The following is a 20,253-nucleotide window of genomic DNA, read 5'->3' on the forward strand; positions in this document are numbered from 1 at the left end:
ATCCGGAGAGCGGAAGGCCCTTTGGCGGGACCGCGGGCAGCTGGAACGAGCTCATCCGAGGTCGAGGGTAAACGCCTCCGGCTCCTTGCGCCCAAGAAGGTCCATCAGCGCATCCCGGAACTCTCTCCTGATCAGCTTGCTGCCGTCGCCGTTCGTCAGGGCTCCGGGCCGGTCCTCCTGCCCGGAGCCCCGGGGACCGGAAAGACCACCGTCCTCGTGGAAGCCGCAGTCCGACGCGTGGAACAGGACGGAGTGGATCCCGAGAGGATCATGATCCTGGCACCTGGGCGGCTTGCCGCCGATTCCCTTCGTGATCGCTTCACTGCACGGCTGGACAGGAGCCTGAGTACGACGCCGTCACGCACCTGGGCCTCGTATGCCTTCGATGTGATCCGGCGGGCCAAGGCGGAAGGCATCCTTCCATTGCCAAGGCCACCCAAGCTTCTCTCGGGGCCGGAGCAGGACCTCATCATCAAGGAACTGTTGGAAGGCCACTCGGTGCCCGGCTTGGAGTTGCCATGGCCAGGGGATCTTGGCGCAGCGCTGGAAACCCGGGGATTCCGGCAGGAGGTGCGGCAACTTTTCGATCGCATCATCGAGTCGGGGCGGACTGCGGAAGATGTGGCTGACCTGGCGGTGCAATGCAACCGTCCTGACTGGACCGCGGCCGCAGCCCTCTACGGAGAGTATCGGGATGTGCTGGACTTGCGCATGCCTGAAGCCTTTGATCCTGCGGGGATCATCACGGCTGCGCGTCAGATTTTTCAGGACCATCCAGGCTTTCTTGCAGCCGAACGTGACCGTCTTCAGCTCATCCTGGTGGATGACATGCAAGAGGCCAACCCCGCCATTTTCGAACTGCTCACTGACATAGGTGCGGGGAAGGATGTCTACGTCGCATCGTCCCCGGACACAGTGGTGCAGGGGTTTCGAGGCGCGCGCCCGGACCTTGTCGCAGAACTGCCTGAGCTGCTGGCGACGGACGGTCACAGTGTTTTGGAACGTCCTCTCAGCCGCATGCACCGGCACTGTCCCGGCGTTGCCCAGGCCTGGTTGTCGGTTGCTTCCCGGATATCCCGTCGTGCCGGTGGGGAGTCCGCACGGCGCCTGGAACCGGGCGACAGCCGAAAAACCGGTGGACGGGTGGAGGCGCACCTCTTGCCATCCCCTGTTCATGAGCTCCGTTATGTGGCGCAACGCATCCTCGAAGCACAGCTGAAAGACGGGCGCGAACTCGGCGATATCGCTGTAATTGTCAGGAACGGCGGGCAGCTCAGCCAGCTTCAGCGCTATTTGTCAGGGCAGGGGATTCCGGTGCGGGTCCCCGTCGCCGAGTCAGCGGTACGTGACGAGGTGGCTGTCCGTCCTCTGTTGGACGCCTATGCGGTTGCGCTGGAGCCAGATGACCTCACTCCGGAGTCGGCTGTGTCGTTGCTTACTTCACGCATCGGCGGCTCCACCCCGATTGAGCTGAGGCGTCTCCGTCAGGCCCTTCGCTCCGAGGAGCTTCTGGGGGGAGGAGGTCGTTCCAGCGACGCACTCCTGGTCGAAGCCTTGTTGGAACCGGGCTCACTGGGAAGTCTTGGTATCGAGGGGCAGTCTGCCCGCCGGGTGGCGCGCATGATCCAGGCCGGTAAGGAGGCTGCCGGGCAACCGGGGGCGAATGCCGAAACGGTTCTTTGGGCGCTCTGGAGCTCGACGGGACTGGCGTCGAGGTGGACCGAGGCCGCCTTGAACGGAGGGGCGGCGGGTGCCCGCGCGGATCGGGATCTTGATGCCATGATGGCGCTGTTCCATACGGCTGAACGTTTTGTTGACCAGCTGCCAGGCTCAGGTCCCGAACAGTTCCTGGAATACCTGTTGAACCAGGAGCTGCCCATGGACACCCTGGCTGCCCGCGCCCAACTTGAGGACGCAGTTGAGCTTATGACTCCCGCCAGTGCTGCGGGCAGGGAATGGCCAATGGTCATCATTGCAGGCCTGCAGGAAGGCGTCTGGCCCAATACCCGACTACGCGGCGAACTGCTGGGTAGCACCCTTTTTGCCGATGCAGTGGAGCACGGAGTGGACTATGCGCTGCAGCTTGGCCCGTTGAGCAGACTGCATGAGATCAGGTACGACGAACTGCGAAGCTTTTCAACTGCCGTATCCCGGGCACGGAATTTGTTGATTTGCACTGCCGTTTCCTCTGAAGACGAACAGCCTTCCTCCTTTCTGGACTATGTTTCGCCCTTGCGCCCAGGGCAGGAGCGGCGGGGCTTTACCACGGTGGAGCGGCCCCTGACACTGCGCGCCCTGGTGGCGGAACTCCGGCAGTACGTACAGTTGCAGGGCAGGTTTGCGCCCGAAGCCGATGAAGCAGCCAGAATCCTCGCCAAACTCGCCTCGGCGGAACCGCCTGTCCCCGGTGCTCACCCCGATACCTGGTGGGGCCTGGCTCCGCTGTCGTCTGATCGACCGGTAGTGCCGGAGGGCGGGACAGTTTCGGTGTCGCCGTCAAAGGTCGAAACGGTCCATAAATCGCCCTTGGACTGGTTCATCCAGGCTGCTGGAGGCGAGCCTGCTACGGACTTTGCCCGCAGTCTTGGAACCCTCGTGCACGCGATCGCTCAGGATTTGCCTGATGCTTCAGGGGGTGAGTACCTGGCCGAACTGGTGCGCCGCTGGCCCAGGCTGGGCATGAAGGAGAACTGGGAAGGCAAGCTTGACTTCCAGCGGGCTGAATCGATGGTACGCAAACTTGCCCAGTATGTGCTGCTCATGCGGAGCGAAGGCCGGAGCCTGGTGGGCGTCGAAGAGAATTTTGAAGTCAAGCTTCCGGACGTGGTGGGCGCGGTTCCTGGCGAAAAGGTTCGTGGAGACAACGGTGCTGGGGAGAACGTCCTTGGCGACAACTGCGCTGTGGTGGGCGAAGCCTCCGAAGCGGTGCGTTATGCCATTCTCCGTGGCCAGGTGGACCGGTTGGAGATCGACGCCGAGGGGCAGTTGGTGGTGGTCGATCTGAAAACCGGTAAACGGCAACCGGCCAAGGCGGAAGTCGGGCGACATCCCCAGCTGGGTGCCTATCAGGCAGCCGTGCTCGCCGGTGGATTCGACTCCGTTAACACCTCGGCAGATGGAGTTGCGAGGCCTTCCTTCCAGCCCGGGGGAGCGGTTCTCGCGCAGCTGGGAACCAGCAGCAAGAGCCCTTCCGTTCAGCAGCAGGACGCCTTGGATCCCGCTGGCAACTGGGCGTTGGATCTGGTGATGGAGGCTGCCCGGGCCATGTCCGGCAGCACGTTTGAAGCGCGCCACGATCCTTCCAAGGGCGGGCACGGCGGCCACGGCTGCAGGTTGCCCGAGGTTTGTCCGCTGTGTCTCCGCGGAAAGCAGGTCACCCAATGAGCATCCAAACGATCCCCGCAACGTCTCCGTCGGCCCCGGAACCTTCAACAACGCCGGAACCACGCTTTACCCCGGAGGAACTGTCGGCCCTCCTGGGGGAAAGGAACAGTCCTACGCCGGAACAGTCGGCCATCATCTCCTCCCCGCTCTCGCCACGACTCGTGATTGCGGGGGCTGGTTCCGGAAAGACGGCCACGATGGCGGACAGGGTGGTCTGGCTGGTCGCAAACGGCTGGGTAAGTCCCGAGGAAATACTCGGTGTGACCTTCACCCGCAAGGCCGCGGGGGAACTGGCCAGCAGAATCCGGGCCAAGTTATCGGTGCTGCAACGCATGGCCACGGAGGACAAGCAACAGCGGATTTTCCCGGCGGGTCTGGTGAACACCGATGCCCTTGAACCCAAAGTCTCGACCTACCATTCCTACGCCAGTGGCATCGTGTCGGACTACGGACTTCGCCTGGGCGTCGAACGGGATGTTGTGCTTCTTGGCGGTGCACAGGCCTGGCAGCTCGCCAGTGAAGTGGTGGAGGCTTACGACGGCGAATACGCACACTTCCGTGCCGCCAAGTCCACCCTGGTGAAGGCCGTCATCCAGCTGGCGGGAGAATGCGCGGAACACCTCCAGGAGCCCGCGCACGTTCAGGAGTGGCTGATGGCCCGCGTGGCCGAATTTGCAGCTTTGCCGTACGTCGAAGGCGCGAAGAAAAATGCCACACAGGCAGCAGCGGAGCTTGAGGCCATGCTGCGGACGAGGGCGAGCGTGGCGGACATGGTGGCACGCTACTCTCAGGCGAAGCGGGCAAAGGGTGCTTTGGACTTCGGAGATCTGGTCGCGCTTGCGGCCCGGGTGGCGAGCGACATTCCCCTCGCAGCCGCCCTGGAGCGGGAGCGATACAAAGTCGTCCTTCTCGACGAATTCCAAGACACATCACATGCGCAGTTGGTGCTGTTTTCACGCCTGTTCGGAAACGGCCATGCCGTAACGGCCGTGGGAGATCCCAACCAATCCATTTACGGGTTCAGGGGCGCCTCCGCAGGGCAACTGTTCCACTTCGTCCGGGAATTTCCGGTGCCTGCACCTGCCCCTGGGTCTTCTGGCCCCGGTCCAGGAGAAGCCAGCACTGGCGAGCCGGCGAAGGGGTGGACGCCGGCGCCGGTCTCATACTTGACTACAGCCTGGCGCAACGGCAAGAACATACTCGCTGCTGCCAACGTTATTTCAGCACCCCTCAGTGCTGCTGCCGCGCATAAGGGGCCAGCGGGTCAACGTGGTACCGGTGCAGCGATTGAGGTGCCCCCGCTGCAGCCCAGCCCTGCTGCCGTTTCCGGACAAGTGGTCATCGGGCGCTTCGCGACCGATGAAGACGAGGCTGTGGCTATCGCCGGGGACGTTTTGAGATATCGGGTAACCGACTTTGAAGAGAAAGTGCAGGAGGACAGAGTGCCGCCATCCATGGCTGTGCTCTGCAGGCGGCGGGCACAGATGGAATGTGTCCGCCGGGAATTTGACGTGCGTGGGATACCCTACGAAATCATTGGTCTTGGCGGACTCCTTGATACTCCGGAAATCGTGGACCTTGTATCCACGCTGAGAGTTCTCGCCGACCCGGGGCGTTCCGATTCCCTCATGCGTTTGCTGGCCGGCGCCCGCTGGCGGATTGGCCCGGCAGACCTCATGGCTTTCCGGGATTGGTCCGGATTCCTCGCACGGCGCAGGTCTCACGAAGGCTCCATTGCTCCCGAAGACACTGAATCAGATGACTCGGTAACGGTGATCGAGAGCGACCTTACCGATGCTGCCAGTCTCGTCGAAGCGCTGGACCGATTACCAAGGGAAGGTTGGGTGTCAGCCCAAGGACGAGTGATCAGCAATGACGGGTTGCACCGGCTTAGGCGGCTCTCGGCTGAGCTGAGGCAATTGCGTGGCTTCATGGGTGATGACCTCACCACCCTGCTCGGAGAAGTGGAGCGAGCGATGTTGCTCGATATCGAGGTCGCTGCCCGTCCCGGAATCAGTATCCATCAGGCCCGCCGGAATCTGGATGCCTTCCATGATGCCGCCGTTGGATTTCTGCACACCTCCCAGCGGGTAGATGTCCTCGCCTTCCTTGCCTGGCTGGAAGCCGCCGCCGCAGAGGAGGGAGGATTGGACGCCGCCCCGCCGGACGTGAACCACGAGGCCGTGCAACTCCTGACCGTTCATGCATCCAAGGGGCTCGAATGGGATGTCGTTTTCGTCCCGGGCCTGAACGCCGGTTCATTTCCCAGCAACCGTGATTCGAGATGGAGCAGCGGGAGCGCCGCCCTCCCTTGGCCCTTGCGGGGCGACCATGCAGACCTGCCGCAGTGGGATCTCGACCAGCCGGATCAGAAGGGGTGGCTTGAGGCTGAAAAAGACTTCAAGGCAGCCGTCCAGACGCACTCCGAGGCGGAGGAGCGAAGGTTGGCTTATGTTGCCTATACACGCGCAAAATTTGTCTTGTGGGTATCAAGTGCCGCTTGGGTGGGGTCCCGCTCGGGTTTGGCGGAGATGTCGCCTTTCCTATCCGACCTTGCCCCTCTGACGACACTTACGCCGCCTGGCGCTGGGGATTCCGACGGCGGTGCGCACCGGAGGGAATCGCCACAGGGGCACGCTGTTGTGCACGTTTCCTCCATAGAGGAGGCGTCCGTGCCCGAACAAAGCCCGTTGACGCAGCAACTCGAGGTGGCGGAGTGGCCTTATGACCCGCTCGAAGGACCGATTGATCCACGTACCGGGACACGGCTCAGCCTGGTTCCAGGGCGCCGCGAGGTCATGGAGGCTGCCGCGGCCCGCATCTTGGCGGGTCTGGACAAAGGTGTAGGTTCCAGCAGCGAAGAACAGCCGCCAGGGACAGCGAAGCAGTACAGTTCTGACCTGAATCAGCACAGTGCTGACAAAGAGCTCAAGGGAGTTGCCGGTTCCTGGGCGAGGGAAGCCGCGATGCTGCTGGAGCGCCGCTTTAGACGGTCATCTGTGCAGGATGTGCACCTCCCCGGCCATATTTCTGCTTCGACTTTGGTGGATCTCAATGACGATCCGGGCGCCGTTCTTGCCCGGCTTCGACGGCCCGTCCCCCGAGAACCGGGGATGTCCGCACGGAAGGGCACGGCCTTCCACGCGTGGGTGGAGGAGTATTTCGGCACGGCGGGAATGCTGGATCTTGATGAGGCGGCTGGATCTGACGAACATATCGACGAGGCCTACGGGCTGGAGAGCATGGTGGAAACTTTCCGCTCCTCCGAGTGGGCGAACAGGGCACCTGTCCACGTGGAAATTCCCGTGGAAACCCGTATCGGCGATGTCGTGGTGCGGGGCCGGATTGACGCTGTGTTCAGGGATGCAGACGGACGCTGGGACCTCGTTGACTGGAAGACGGGCCGCCCACCGTCTGCCCGGCAACTTCAGACCAAGGCAGTCCAGTTGGCGGTCTATCGGCTCGCGTGGTCCCGTTTGAAGGGGGTGCCCCTCGAAGATGTCAGGGCTGCCTTTTACTACGTGTCAGAAAACCTGGTTGTCCGTCCGCACGACCTCGGTTCGGCCGGGCAGCTCGAAAAAATCATCACGGCGGCGATCAGCTCCGGCGACCCGGAGGGACAGCACTAAGAAGTCTTCAGGTCAACGATCTTCAGGGCCGCGGTGGAGGTGTCATCGGCGGAACCTGCCACGGCTGACGAAGGATAGGGGGTGCTTCCGTCGCGGTCGCCCCGGTCCTTTTCTGTGCTGCCGTTTGCCAGTACGTCTTCCTCAGCGCGAGCCGCAGCAGCTACATCTTTTTCAGAAGGGGCCGCGTCGCCAAGGCTTTCATCCGAAGGCGTAAGCAGCGGGGCATTGTTCTTCGACGGTGGTGCCTCACCAGCCGGGATCGGTGTCACGTGGACTGCCGGGAGGACCTTGTCCGCCCCAGCCCCATCGGGAGTGTCACAGGGGATAGGTGTGACCGTAAATCCGTTTCCCTCTGCGATTTCTACCCCGGCGGTGGTCCCAGTCGCGGGAGGCAGGGGCTCGACACTGATCGGTTGTCCGCCGTGTTCGACGATGTCCCCCGCCAAGGCGGACAGCATCTCTTCTGCTTCGGAAATCATGCTCTGGTCCCCTGAGGCCACGCCCTTAACCAGGAACTGCGCCAACGCGAATTCCGCTGACAATGCTGCCCGCCGGAGCAGATGGTTGTCCGGAGAGTCCCGCCGGGCGCTGGTGTAATGGCGAAGAACGGCGTCAACGAAACCCTGTTCATTGGAAGCTACGAGCCAAGCGATGTCATCCGCCGGGTCGCCGATGCGCAGGTCAGTCCAGCCTGTTACCGCCGTTACACGCTGTCCCTCGACCAGCAGATTGTCTTCGTGCAGATCGCCGTGCACCACGCAAGGGTTGAAGCGCCACAGCGAAACGTCTTCAAGTGCATGCTCCCACCGGCGCAGCAGGACGGCAGGAATTTTGCCTGTGGTCGCAGCCTGATCGAGTTCGTTGAGGCGACGCTGACGGAACTCATTGGGGGTGTAGCTCGGCAAATCAGCATTGCTGACCAGCGAGTGCGGCAGGTCATGGATCGCGCCCAGGGCCGCACCGATCTCCTGCGCCAACTCGTCGGAACCTGAACTGAGTTCCTCAACACTCCGGGTAGCTCCGGCGAGGTGTGAGTAGACGAAGGTCGTGAGCGCGCCTTGCCGCACCGTTCCTGCCACAGTCGGCATCAGGAAGGGGAGCTCTGCCCGGATACCGGGCGCAAAAGCCTTAAGTACCATAAACTCGGTCTCCAGCCGGGTGCTGGCCTCTGCATGCCGGGGGGAACGTACCCGCCAGCGTTTTCCCTCGGAGTCGAGGAGAAGAGCCGAGTCGAAGTCCGCGGGGTCGTCAGGGGCAGACGACACGGCAGTAGGAGTCAGTCCTGGGACTGCTGCAGTTGCTACGGCTGCCAGTTCGATCGGTTTTCTTCTCACGGTTCCACGGTAGATTGACCCGCGCCCGAGACAATGATGTGGTCCGGCGAGTCCTGAGATAAGGAATAAATCACAGAGTTCTGCGCCGCAGCTCAGTGAAGGGGCCGAAATATCAATTGTCAGCCCGAATCAGTACGGTAGGTACATGAGTCTTGCTGAGCCACCTGCACCGCAGCACGGACCCGCACCGCAGCATGGACCTGCGCCCCTCCAACACCGGGCGCCGGAATGGCAGGAGCCGGGCGGGCTTCCGGCAGACTCCAGCAGGGCCAACTACTTAACGGACAACGTTCTTCCCGTCCGCCCGGCCCTCATGGACCGTGGGTCCTCGGAGCGCCTCAAACCAGGAATGGTGCAGGCCCTCATCGAATCGGGAAACGCCCTGGCCATGATCCTCGCTGGCAGGAAAGCACTGGTACAGGCAAACCATCTTGTACTCCTCGATGCTGCCTCCCTGGCGCAAAGCCTGGCCCAGGCGGGCGTGCAGCCCGAGTACACCATTTATCTCGGATCCCCAGTGGAGGATGAACACATCGCCCCGGGCACCGGGATCGTCCTTTTTGTCCTGGCAGATACCGTGGCTCCTGGCAGCCCGGGTATCCCGAAGGAAGCGGAGTGGGCTGGGTTTCGGGATGTAGCGGCGCAGTTGGATGCGCTGCATACCTCGCTGTTCGTCGAGGCAAGCGCAATTGCCAACTGGCACAGCACCCATACACACTGTCCCCGCTGCGGAGCCATGACCATTGTTGAGGCCGGCGGCTGGGTCCGCCGGTGCCCTGCGGATGGCTCTGAGCATTATCCCCGGACAGATCCGGCGATCATCGTCACGGTGATTGGCCCGGACGACCGGCTGCTTCTTGGCGGCGGGGGTCCAGTGGATGCCAAAAACTACTCAACCCTCGCTGGGTTTGTGGAGCCGGGGGAATCCCTTGAACAGGCCGTGGTCCGGGAAATCTATGAAGAAGTAGGGGTCCGCGTAACTGCCTGCCAGTACCTCGGCTCACAGCCCTGGCCCTTCCCAGCCTCACTAATGCTGGGCTTTACTGCCTTAACCCAGGACGTCGAGCCACGGCCCGACGGCGTTGAAGTCACCAGGGCCCGCTGGTTTAACCGTGCAGAGCTCCAGGACGCAGTACTCCGGGGCGAGATCGTTATTTCGAGCAGGCTGTCCATCTCGAGGTCCCTCATTGAGCACTGGTACGGCGGATTGATCGAGGACCGCCCGGCCGATTCCTGAAAGGGCTGTACTCTTGAACGCGCCATTGAACCGCAGCTTCCCATGACATCAATGCGCACCACCGATCATCGCCCATCCATCAATTGAGCAGCAGAAGTGACAACAGAAAACCTGGACGGAACAGCGCCCCTCGATGGCGCAACCCTTGAGGAGCGTATCCTCAGCGGCCTGGATGACGAACAGCGTGAAGTCGCCAGCACCTTGAACGGACCCCTCTGCGTGCTTGCAGGTGCGGGAACGGGAAAGACAAGGGCGATCACACACAGAATCGCCTACGGCGTGCATTCCGGTGTTTACAGCCCCCAACGGCTGCTGGCAGTCACCTTTACCGCCCGGGCAGCGGCGGAAATGCGGAGCAGGCTCCGCGACCTCGGAGTCGGCAATGTCCAGGCCCGGACTTTCCACGCAGCCGCTTTGAGGCAACTCCAGTTTTTCTGGCCGCAGGCAGTGGGGGGAGCGTTGCCGAATCTGCTGGATCATAAGGCGCAGATGATTGCGGAGGCGGCGCGGCGCCTTCGGCTGAGCACGGACCGGGCGTCCATTCGTGACCTGGCATCTGAAATTGAATGGGCCAAAGTCTCAATGCTTACGCCCGCCAACTACCTGGAGAATGCGCAGGACAGAGGGGCCCCTGGCGGGTTCGACCTCACCGCCGTCGCACGGGTTTTCCAGTCCTATGAGGACGTAAAGACGGACCGGAATGTCATCGACTTCGAGGATGTCCTTCTCATCACTGTAGGGATCCTTCAGGAGGATCCGAAGGTGGCAGCGACCGTTCGCGAGCAATACCGGCATTTCGTGGTTGACGAGTACCAGGACGTCTCGCCGCTTCAGCAAAGACTCCTGGAGCTCTGGCTGGGCGGACGCGACGAATTGTGCGTTGTGGGAGACGCCAGCCAGACCATTTACTCCTTTACCGGCGCATCGCCGAAACACCTTTTGGGCTTCAAGACGATGTATCCGACGGCGAACGTGGTCAAGCTTATCCGCGACTACCGTTCCACGCCGCAGGTGGTGAAACTGGCGAACGACCTTCTTGCCAACCGTCGGAGCGGGGGACCGGCAGCAGATGCGGCTTGGGCTGCACCCCTGAAGCTCGTGGCCCAGCGGGCGCCGGGACCCGTTCCTCAGTTCACTGAATGCGCGGACGATGAAGCGGAGGCAGCCACTGTGGCCGGGAAGATCCGCGCACTCCTGGACTCCGGCGTGCCTGCAAGCCAGATCGCAGTCCTGTTCCGGACAAACGGGCAATCGGAGGCGTATGAGCAGGCGCTCGCCTCTGCAGGCATCGGTTACCAACTCAGAGGCGGGGAGCGGTTCTTTGCCCGCAAGGAAGTCCGCGACGCCATCCTCCAACTGCGCGCTGCCACCAGGGCCGCGGCGGAGTCGTCCGCAGCGGAACCGCTCGGCCAGCTCGTACGGGACATCGTGGCTTCCCTGGGGTACACAGACTCTGCACCGCACAGCGGCGGGGCTTTACGGGAACGCTGGGAATCGTTGGCTGCTTTGGTTGCGCTGGCCGACGAACTGGTGCTCAGCCGTGGGCCACAATTCAATCTTTCCGACTTCGTCAACGAGTTGCAGGAGCGTTCCCTCGCCCAGCATGCGCCTACGGTTCAGGGCGTCACGCTGGCGTCTTTGCACGCGGCCAAGGGCCTGGAATGGGACGCCGTGTTCCTTGTCGGTCTGAGCGAAGGGCTCATGCCGATTTCCTTCGCCGATACCCCGGAGGCGGTGGACGAGGAACGCCGCCTCCTCTACGTCGGCATCACCCGCGCACGCGAGCACCTGTCCCTGTCCTGGTCCTCTGCCAGGACGCCGGGCGGCCGGGCCAACCGCAAACCGTCCCGCTTTCTTGACGGTTTGAGGCCGGATTCCGTAGTCACTTCCTCAACCAGGGGCACAGGAGCAGCGCCGCGCCGGAAAGCCGCTGTACCGTCCATGTGCAGGGCGTGCGGAAGCATGCTGTCAACAGGAGCCGAACGTAAGGTGGGCCGTTGCAGCCAGTGCCCGCCCAGCTACGAGGAACAGACCTTCGAGGCACTACGGCAATGGCGGAAGGACGTTGCGCTGACCGCCGACGTACCGGCATTCGTCGTCTTCACGGATGCGACGCTGACGGCCATTGCTGAGGCACGCCCGTCGTCCTTGGAAGAACTGGCGCAACTTGCGGGTGTTGGTCCTTCCAAACTCGAACGCTATGGCCAGGCTGTCCTGGCGGTGCTGGTGGAAAGCAGCACCGCATGACTCCGAAAGGCCCGCGGGAAAAGCCGGAAACCCCCGGGGAAGCGGATTCGGAGATGACGCACGACGGCGCGCCGGTGGTCGTCCGCCGCTCGGCCCGCCGTCGTCGGACTGTCGCTGCTTTTTGGGAAGACGGCAAAGCCGTCGTGGCGATCCCGGCGCACTTCAGCCGGGCGCAGGAGAAGGAGTGGGTCGGCCGGATGCTGGACAAACTCCGACGCCAGGGTTTGCGTCGGTCGGAGGGCGCCGGGAAACGGAAGCCCGCCACAGACACCGCACTGGCGGCCCATGCTGCGGTTTTGTCTGCACGCTACTTGGCGGGACGTGCGGTTCCTACGTCTGTTCGCTGGGTCAGCAACCAGAACTCGAGGTGGGGCTCAGCGACTCCATCCGATGGCACCATCAGGTTGTCGGACAAGCTCCGACCGATGCCCCAATGGGTTATTGACTATGTCCTGCTCCATGAACTGGCCCACCTACTGGTTGCCGGACACAATGCCGCCTTCTGGCGGTTGTTGGAGTCCTATCCGGAGACGGGCCGAGCTAAAGCCTTCCTGGAGGGTGTTTCCTTTGCCACATCCCGCGGCATCGGGGCGCCCTCGGACGGGGAGCCGTCAGACGGCTGCGCACCGTCAGGCGCTGTGGATCCAGGCTTCGCCGACGCTGACTGAACAGCTGCGGACTAACCCGGGTCTTTTCGGGCTGCCCGGAAACCCGTCAGCTCTTGGCGTTGCCGGCGTCGTCGTTGGAGTCATCCCCGGTGTCGTCGTCGTTGACTTCAGCTTCAGCTGAACTTTCCGGCTTCCCCTGCTCATCCTTATCAAACCCGCCGCTCAGCAACTTTTGGAGCGCGTCGTCCACTTCCGTTTCACTGGCCTCTGCAAGTTTGCGGCGGCTGCTGAAGCCTTGCGGATCATCAAGGTCCTCGGCTGTGGGAAGCAAATCGGGGTGATGCCATATGGCGTCCCTGCCGGCAACGCCCCGCTCGGCCTTTAGGGAGGCCCAGAGGGTGGCAGCTTCACGGAGCCGGCGCGGACGCAACTCGAGTCCCACCAATGAGGAGAAGGCGTGTTCGGCGGGGCCTCCGGTTGCCCGCCGGCGCCGGACCGTCTCGCGAAGCGCAGAGGCTGACGGAAGCATCTTCTCCGTGGCCGCCGCAGTGAGCTCATCCACCCACCCTTCAACCAAGGCCAGAGCGGTTTCCAGCTTCTCAAGGGCCTGTTCCTGGGCAGGTGTCCGCTGGGGCATAAAGACTCCCTGGGAGAGTGCCTCCTGGATACCTTCAGGATTGCCGGGATCCAGTTCCCTCGCCAGCTCTTCAATCTTGGTCATGTCGATATGGATCCCGCGGGCGTAGGCCTCAATGGCTCCCAGGAGATGCCCACGAAGCCACGGCACCTGCACGAACAGCCGGGCATGGGCAGCCTCGCGGACCGCAAGGAATAGGCGGATGTCTCCCTCAGGCAGGCTGAGCCCCTCACCAAACTTTGCCACGTTGGCGGGCAGCAGTGCCATCTCCAGATCGGCCAGGGGAACCCCGATGTCGGTAGAGCTGACCACTTCGGCTGAGAGGGCGCCGATGGCCTGACCCAACTGCATGCCGAAGATTGCCCCGCCCATGTTCTGAAGCATCGAGGAAGCGCCACCCATCATGGACTTCATTTCCTCGGGAAGCTGACCGCTCAAAGCGTTCGTCAGGGCGTTGGCGATGCTGTTTGCCACGGGTTCCGTAAGCCGCTTCCACGTGCCGAGGGTTTCTTCAACCCACTCTGCGCGGGACCAGGCCCGGCCGATGAGCCCTGTAGCCGGAAGCTCAGTGACCTGGTCAAGCCACAGCTCGGCAAGGCGAAGAGCTTCATCGATTTCGCGGGACTGCTGCGAGGTTACTGACGGGTCTGAGCCGCTGGCCGCTACTCTACGGGCGTTCTCGTGAGCCAGTTGCCAGTTGACAGGACCTTCTGAGGAAGCGCTCATCATGGCCTGGACCTGCGAAAACATCTGGGCCAGCAGGTTCGGGTCCTCGGGAAGGCCTGCTGCTTTGGCAAGTTCCGCGGGATCGATATTGCCCATACCCTTGCCACCCATCAGGTTCTGCAGCATCTCTGCCAGCGGATCCTTCGGGTTCTCGTCGCCATTGGACGGATTGAGTGGGTTGGAGGTCATGATCCCGCCGATCGTCGGTGTGACTGTTGATCAAGTTCACGGTACCCCGGCCAACGACAGGCTGTCTGCCGAAAGCGTGCTTCGTTCGCTCTAGGCAAAGAGCCTCCCCGCAGATAGACCGCGTAATGTTAGAGGCTGGACATATAGGCACGCCTGTGATTGCGCGTGACCCTGTGATGAGTAGCGCTGACAGCGGCGCTCCCGAGGGTCGAAAGCCGGTAGGGGAGAGGTTCTTCATTGACGCTAACTGAGGGTGACCAACACGCGGGCTGGCCCGAATCCGGCCTCGAAGGCAGTACACCGCCAGAGGACAACAGGTTCACGGCGATGGCTGTCTCGGCCGTGCTGACACTCGTGCTGGGCATCGGGCTATTCACCCTTCCCGTGCCCTACGTGGTGGAAACTCCCGGCCCGACGTACAACACCATCGGTGTGGACAAGGCCGGGAAACCCGTCATTAGTGTTAAGGGACGCGAAACCTTCCCGGCGAATGGAAACCTCGATCTCACCACGGTCTACGTCGAGGGCGGTCCTGAAGGGTACGTCTCAGTGCTATCGGCATTTGCCGCCTGGGTGGACAAGTCGAAGGCCGTCTATCCCGTCGAAATGATCTACCCCGAGGGCGTCACCAAAGAACAGTCGGACCAGGAAAACGCCGTGGCGATGGCTACGTCCCAGGAGGACGCGGTGGCTGCAGCCTTGAACGAGCTCGACATCCCCTTTGACCAGAAGCTGAAGATAGCCGGCGTTCCGGAGTCCTCTCCCTCGCAAGGAAAACTGGAACCCGGCGACGTATTTGTGTCCGTCGGGGGAAAACCCGTGACGGCCTTGAAGGTTATTCAGGATGAACTGGCAGCAGAGGCAGGGCAGCCGGTCACCGTCGTCGTTGACCGTAACGGCAACAGTGTCACCGAAACGATCACCCCAGGTAAGAACGCCGCGGGACGCTACATCCTGGGCGTCCAACTGCAATACGATTTCACTTTTCCCGTTGAGGTAACCATCTCCCTGCAAGAGGTGGGAGGTTCGAGCGCCGGCATGATGTTCGCTTTGGGCATTGTGGACACCATGACTCCCGGCGACCTCACCGGCGGCCGGAAGATTGCCGGAACCGGGACCATTTCCCCCGATGGATCAGTGGGCCCGATTGGAGGCATAGGGCAAAAGATGGTGGGTGCACAACGTGCCGGCGCCACCGTCTTCCTTGCCCCGGCGGCAAATTGTGAGCAGGTTCTGGGCCATATTCCCGATGGCCTCCGGGTGGTGAAAATCGAGAATCTGGCCGAGGCGAAGAAAGCGGTCGAGTTGGTCGGCGCCGGACAGGACACGGCCGCCCTCCCGACGTGCACCACCGACTAGACTAAATCGAGGAACTTAGCTCCACTGCCACTCGTGGCATATATAACCAGTCAGCGCCAGTCTGAGGACGGGAGCCGGCACCTGCACCACTCCAGCAACACCCGCGATTCAGACGACCAGCTATGAGGTACAAAGTTTGTCCCGTCCCGCCAGCTCCATGCCGCCCACAACCACTCAGTCGAGGCGCAGCGCCCTGACACCCACCCTGATCGTTGTTGCCTTGGTTGTGGTCGGATTCATCTTCTTCGCCAACACCTGGACGGATGTCCTGTGGTACCAGCAGCTCGGATACTTTGAAGTCTTCCTGACGGAGAACCTGGCCCGCATCGGCATATTTGTTGCGGGATTCGCCGTCATGGCGGCTGCTATGTACTTCGCCATCCGGGTGGCCTACAACGCCAGGCCTGTTTACGCTCCTGACGCGGAAATACGGGACAACTTGAACCGCTATCAGGCGCAGCTTGAACCAGTGCGCCGGGTGGTGATGATCGGCCTCCCCATACTCTTTGGCCTTTTTGCCGGCAGTGCCGCTGCAAGCCAGTGGCAGAAAGTCCTCCTGTACTTCAACCAGGTTCAGTTCGGTCAAACTGATCCCGAATTTGGTCTGGACATCAGCTTCTACCTCATGACCTTGCCGTTCCTGGGATTCGTCACGGGTTTCCTGATCAGTGTGGCTGTTGTCGCAGGTATCGCTGGGATTCTGACTCACTACCTGTACGGCAGTATCCGCATCATGGAACGTGGCATCTTTACCAGCAGGGCAGCGCAGATCCATCTTGCTGTAACCGGCGGAACGTTCCTTCTGCTGCTGGGCGTGAACTTCTGGCTGGACAGGTATACCGCCCTCCAAAACAACGGCGGACGCTGGGCGGGAGCGCTCTACACCGACGTCAACGCGGTCATTCCCACAAAGGCGATCCTCGCCGTGGCAGCCGTCCTGGTTGCGATCCTCTTCATCGTCGCTGCGATCATCGGCAAGTGGCGGTTGCCTGTCATTGGCACTGCAATGTTGGTTATCACTTCCATTCTTGCGGGTGGAGTTTATCCGTGGGTGATCCAGCAATTCCAGGTCCGGCCATCCGAACAGACCCTCGAGAAGGAATTCATCGAGCGGAACATCGGAATGACCAGGACAGCCTACGGTCTGGACAAGATTCAGGTGGAACGGTACAACGCCACCAATACGGCAACATCAGGTGCTTTGGCCCCGGACGCCCAGACAACGCAGAACATCCGCCTCCTCGATCCAAACCTGATCTCGGACGCATTTGCGCAGCTGGAGCAGTACAGGCCGTACTACACATTCCCTGAGACATTGAACGTGGACCGCTATGAGGTGGACGGCAAAGTCCAGGACACCGTTATTGCGGTCCGCGAACTCAATCCAGGCGGGCTGAGCGCAAACCAGCAGTCGTGGCTGAACACGCATGCCGTTTACACCCACGGTTACGGCGTGGTTGCCGCCAAGGGCAACAAGTTCACAGTGGACGGAAAGCCGGACTTCCTGCAGGCAGGTATCCCTTCCACGGGCGTGCTTGGGGATGACTCCACATACGAGCCGCGTATCTACTTCGGCGAGAACTCCCCTGAATACTCCATTGTCGGGGCGCCGGACGGCTCACCGCATCGTGAACAGGACCGTCCCTCGGCGAGAGAAGGCGGTGGGGACACCCAGTACACCTTCACAGGCAACGGCGGCCCAAACGTGGGCAATTTCTTGAACAGGATCCTCTACTCAATAAAGTTCCAGTCCTCTGACCTCCTGCTGTCCGACGCTGTGAACTCCGAGTCGCAGATTCTGTACGAACGTAGTCCCCGTGAGCGGGTCGAAAAAGTAGCGCCCTACCTGACGGTGGATGGGAACGCTTATCCTGCGGTTGTAGATGGACGAGTGAAGTGGATCGTTGACGGGTACACCACCAGCCAGTACTACCCGTATTCACAGCAGGAGCAGCTTTCTGAAGCAACTGCGGACTCGCAGACGGTGGCCGGAAGGTCTGTAGCGTTGCCCAACAGCTCTGTGAACTACATCCGCAACTCGGTGAAGGCAACTGTCGACGCCTACGACGGCTCGGTGGAGCTATACGCGTGGGACGACCAGGATCCGGTCTTGAAGGCCTGGCAGAAGGTCTTCCCAGCATCACTGAAGCCCTACTCCGAAATGTCCGGAGACGTGATGAGTCACGTTAGGTACCCGGAGGACCTATTCAAGGTTCAACGTGAGCTTCTAGGCCGCTACCACGTCACCCAGCCCGATAGCTTTTACCAAGGCGATGACGTATGGAGCGTGCCCAATGATCCAACCGTGGAGCGCGAGGTGAAGCAGCCTCCGTTCTACATGTCGCTCCAGATGCCGGATCAGGAAAATTCAGCATTCCAGCTCACATCCTCGTTCATTCCCCAGATCGTTGATGGCAGTGCAAGGAATGTGCTTTATGGCTTCTTGGCCGCTGACTCGGATGCCGGCAAAGAGAAGGGCGTCAAGGCGGAGAGCTATGGCAAGTTGAGGTTGCTGGAGATTCCGCCGGAAACTCAGGTGCCCGGTCCGGGACAGGCGCAGAATAAGTTCAACTCTGATCCAACTGTGTCGCAAGCCCTTAACCTGTTGCGTCAAGGCGCTTCTGATGTGCTCAATGGAAACTTGCTGACGTTGCCTGTGGGCGGCGGTATCCTCTACGTCCAGCCGGTTTACCTCAAGTCCACGGGCGAGACCTCCTACCCCACGCTTCAGCGCGTGCTCGTAGCCTTCGGTGACAAGATAGGCTTTGCTCCCACCTTGGACGCAGCCCTGAAGCAGCTGTTCGGAGGCGATTCAGGTGCTGCTGCAGGCGACTCCGCCAACAATGGCCAGGCTCCTCCTGCTCCGGGCGGTACAACCCCTCCGGCGCCGGGCACCACGGATGCCAAGGCAGAGCTGAAGGCGGCACTGGAGGCAGCGAATGCCGCCATCACAGCCGGCCAGGCAGCACTGGCTGACGGCGATTTTGCGGCCTATGGCGAGCAGCAGAAGAAACTGTCCGAAGCGTTGAAGAGGGCAATCGATGCGGAGGCTAAGTTGGCTGTTCCCGGAGCAGCGCCCGCTACTTCGCCAACAGCATCTGCGACAGCCACAGCGACGCCGACACCCTCACCCAGCCCCACCGGCTGACCCCGCATGCCCTAGCGGGCTGTAGCGACGCGGCACTAACAGAAGGCCGGTTCTCCCTCCACAACGTGGTGGCAGAGCCGGCCTTCATCGTCCCGGCTACGGGTGTTCCCAGCCTCGGGCGTTCCGGGCCTCAACACGAGCAGTCCCTGGGCGGAGACGTACATCACCCCGCTTCGATTTGGCCTCCCGTTGGGCGCCGGGTAGAGTTGATCTTGCGACGCGGGGTGGAGCAGTTCGGTAGCTCGCTGGGCTCATAACCCAGAGGTCACAGGTTCAAATCCTGTCCCCGCAACTGAAAAGGAAGGTCCGGAATGCTTGAAAAAGCATTCCGGACTTTCTGCTTTAACAACCCGATTGAAGAATTCGGGCCAGTGCGGGAGCGGTGCCTGCCGCTGGAGTGGGCTCATCTCCGACGTGGACTTTCCGGCCCTAAATCTAGGGTAGGCTTGATCTTGCGACGCGGGGTGGAGCAGTTCGGTAGCTCGCTGGGCTCATAACCCAGAGGTCACAGGTTCAAATCCTGTCCCCGCAACCACTAGAGGCCCTGACCGGCAATACGACCGGTCGGGGCCTCTCCTTTGGATCCCTCATTTAGTAGCATTTCCTAGTATTCTCGATCGCAGGATGCCGGGGAAGAATATGTTGCGGGGCATGACTGAAGCACTCGCCATATTTCGCTCCGACGACCTTTGATGATCCAAGCTATTAAGGCGGTCAGCATAGACCGTGCGCTCCTGCCGCCGGCGGAAGCAAGCAGCAATTACTATCGGTCGATCATTCTCGAGAGGAATGCTTTTCGATGTCAGTGCCAACGAAGAAGTCCGGAACCGCGAAGAGCAAGTGGGTGCAGCGCTATTGGGCCGTACCGGCAGCGTTGGTTGCCTTGCTCTTGATCGTGCTTCTGACGAAGTGGCTGACGGGGCTGCCCGGGGTCAAAGACTTTCTTGAGCAGTACCCCGGCCATTCAGAGCTCCCGAGCGGGGCTCCGGTTGGCTTTCCTGCCTGGCTCGCCTGGCAGCATTTCCTGAACGGCTTCTTCCTCCTTCTCATCATCCGTACGGGGTGGCAGGTCCGCACCACAGCGAGGCCCGCTGCACACTGGACCAGGAACAACAAGGGGTTCATCAGGACCAAGAACCCCCCGAGCAAAATCAGCCTGGATCTATGGTTCCACCTCACCTTGGACGTCCTGTGGATCCTGAACGGCGTAGTCTTCGCCATCCTTCTGTTCGCTACGGGTCAGTGGATGCGGATTGTTCCTACATCATGGGACGTCTTCCCCAACGCGCTTTCGGCTGCGCTCCAGTATGCGTCGCTGAACTGGCCCACTGAGAACGGCTGGATAAACTACAACGCACTTCAGCTGCTGACGTACTTTGCCACAGTCTTTATCGCAGCACCGCTTGCCTTCGTCACGGGTTTGAGGATGTCGTCGGTCTGGCCGAAAAAAGCGCCCACGCTCAACAGGCTTTTCCCGATCGAGGCGGCAAGGGCAGTGCACTTCCCCGTCATGATCTACTTCGTTGCCTTTATCGCGGTCCATGTTTTCCTGGTTCTGGCCACAGGGGCGTTGCGGAACCTGAACCACATGTACGGCGGGAGCGACGACGAGAACTGGGTGGGCTTCTGGATATTCGCAGTCTCTGTAGCCGTCATGGTCGGCGCCTGGTTCCTCGCCAGGCCGCTCTTCCTGCGCCCGATAGCTTCCCTTATGGGCAAGGTCACCCGCTAGCGCATTTTCCAAGACTGAAGACC

At 61.6% G+C, this 20,253-nt stretch carries 10 protein-coding genes and 2 tRNA genes; 10 read left to right on the top strand and 2 right to left on the bottom strand.

The genetic code is table 11. The features are described from left to right. Positions 1 to 21: 21 nt before the first annotated feature. Both MU551_RS08445 and MU551_RS08450 read left to right on the top strand, forming a co-directional pair. Positions 22 to 3,384: an ATP-dependent helicase gene (locus tag MU551_RS08445; protein ID WP_247043140.1), complete on the top strand. Its 3,363-nt coding sequence runs from the start codon at positions 22 to 24 to the stop codon at positions 3,382 to 3,384. Next, the gene (locus tag MU551_RS08450; RefSeq protein ID WP_247042495.1) at positions 3,381 to 7,013 is read left to right on the top strand and encodes an ATP-dependent helicase; all 3,633 of its coding nucleotides are present in this window, start codon (positions 3,381 to 3,383) and stop codon (positions 7,011 to 7,013) included. Before MU551_RS08445 ends, MU551_RS08450 begins: the two co-directional genes overlap by 4 nt. Here the strand turns inward: MU551_RS08450 and MU551_RS08455 are convergent. Continuing rightward, complete coding sequence (locus MU551_RS08455) at positions 7,010 to 8,347, bottom strand: macrolide 2'-phosphotransferase (protein ID WP_247042497.1); 1,338 nt, start codon at positions 8,345 to 8,347, stop codon at positions 7,010 to 7,012. The two genes, MU551_RS08450 and MU551_RS08455, sit on opposite strands and share 4 nt — an antisense overlap. Before the next feature lie 145 nt (positions 8,348 to 8,492). On the opposite strand from MU551_RS08455, the gene nudC reads away from it, so the two are divergent. From nudC to MU551_RS08470, 3 genes are all read left to right on the top strand, one after another. Then, complete coding sequence (nudC, locus tag MU551_RS08460; protein WP_372489820.1) at positions 8,493 to 9,584, top strand: NAD(+) diphosphatase; 1,092 nt, start codon at positions 8,493 to 8,495, stop codon at positions 9,582 to 9,584. Between the two features lie 96 nt (positions 9,585 to 9,680). Beyond that, positions 9,681 to 11,831, top strand: a complete 2,151-nt coding sequence (locus MU551_RS08465) for an ATP-dependent DNA helicase UvrD2 (protein WP_247042499.1) — start codon at positions 9,681 to 9,683, stop codon at positions 11,829 to 11,831. After that, entirely contained in the window at positions 11,828 to 12,499 is a 672-nt protein-coding gene (locus MU551_RS08470; protein WP_372489821.1) for a M48 metallopeptidase family protein, read from the top strand. Before MU551_RS08465 ends, MU551_RS08470 begins: the two co-directional genes overlap by 4 nt. A 46-nt stretch (positions 12,500 to 12,545) precedes the next feature. Here the strand turns inward: MU551_RS08470 and MU551_RS08475 are convergent, their stop codons facing one another. Beyond that, a complete protein-coding gene (locus tag MU551_RS08475) occupies positions 12,546 to 13,991 on the bottom strand; it encodes a zinc-dependent metalloprotease (protein ID WP_247042501.1) in 1,446 nt (481 codons plus the stop codon). Positions 13,992 to 14,228: 237 nt separating this feature from the next. Between MU551_RS08475 and MU551_RS08480 the strand changes: the two genes are divergently transcribed. The 5 genes from MU551_RS08480 to MU551_RS08500 all read left to right on the top strand — a co-directional run bounded on the left by MU551_RS08480 (position 14,229) and on the right by MU551_RS08500 (position 20,230). After that, positions 14,229 to 15,350 carry a YlbL family protein gene (locus MU551_RS08480; RefSeq protein WP_247042502.1) on the top strand — a complete coding sequence of 374 codons (1,122 nt, stop codon included), beginning with the start codon at positions 14,229 to 14,231 and terminating at the stop codon, positions 15,348 to 15,350. Between the two features lie 157 nt (positions 15,351 to 15,507). Further along, positions 15,508 to 18,498 carry a UPF0182 family membrane protein gene (locus MU551_RS08485; protein ID WP_247043152.1) on the top strand — a complete coding sequence of 997 codons (2,991 nt, stop codon included), beginning with the start codon at positions 15,508 to 15,510 and terminating at the stop codon, positions 18,496 to 18,498. Between the two features lie 218 nt (positions 18,499 to 18,716). Further along, positions 18,717 to 18,790 (top strand) — tRNA-Met (locus MU551_RS08490). A 166-nt stretch (positions 18,791 to 18,956) separates the two neighbouring features. After that, positions 18,957 to 19,033, top strand: a tRNA-Met gene (locus tag MU551_RS08495). A gap of 264 nt (positions 19,034 to 19,297) precedes the next feature. Continuing rightward, positions 19,298 to 20,230, top strand: coding sequence for a cytochrome b/b6 domain-containing protein (locus tag MU551_RS08500; protein WP_247042503.1), 933 nt, complete (start codon positions 19,298 to 19,300; stop codon positions 20,228 to 20,230). Positions 20,231 to 20,253: the final 23 nt, after the last annotated feature.

This window comes from Arthrobacter rhizosphaerae (genome assembly GCF_023062595.1).
Classification (GTDB): Bacteria; Actinomycetota; Actinomycetes; order Actinomycetales; family Micrococcaceae; genus Arthrobacter; species Arthrobacter rhizosphaerae.

Excerpts from the sequence above, each read along its gene's own strand:
- MU551_RS08450 (WP_247042495.1), top strand. The coding sequence starts at position 3,381 with ATGAGCATCCAAACGATCCCCGCAACGTCTCCGTCGGCCCCGGAACCT.
- nudC (WP_372489820.1), top strand. The coding sequence starts at position 8,493 with ATGAGTCTTGCTGAGCCACCTGCACCGCAGCACGGACCCGCACCGCAG.
- MU551_RS08470 (WP_372489821.1), top strand. The coding sequence starts at position 11,828 with ATGACTCCGAAAGGCCCGCGGGAAAAGCCGGAAACCCCCGGGGAAGCG.
- MU551_RS08475 (WP_247042501.1), bottom strand. The coding sequence starts at position 13,991 with ATGACCTCCAACCCACTCAATCCGTCCAATGGCGACGAGAACCCGAAG.
- MU551_RS08485 (WP_247043152.1), top strand. The coding sequence starts at position 15,508 with ATGCCGCCCACAACCACTCAGTCGAGGCGCAGCGCCCTGACACCCACC.
- MU551_RS08500 (WP_247042503.1), top strand. The coding sequence starts at position 19,298 with ATGTCAGTGCCAACGAAGAAGTCCGGAACCGCGAAGAGCAAGTGGGTG.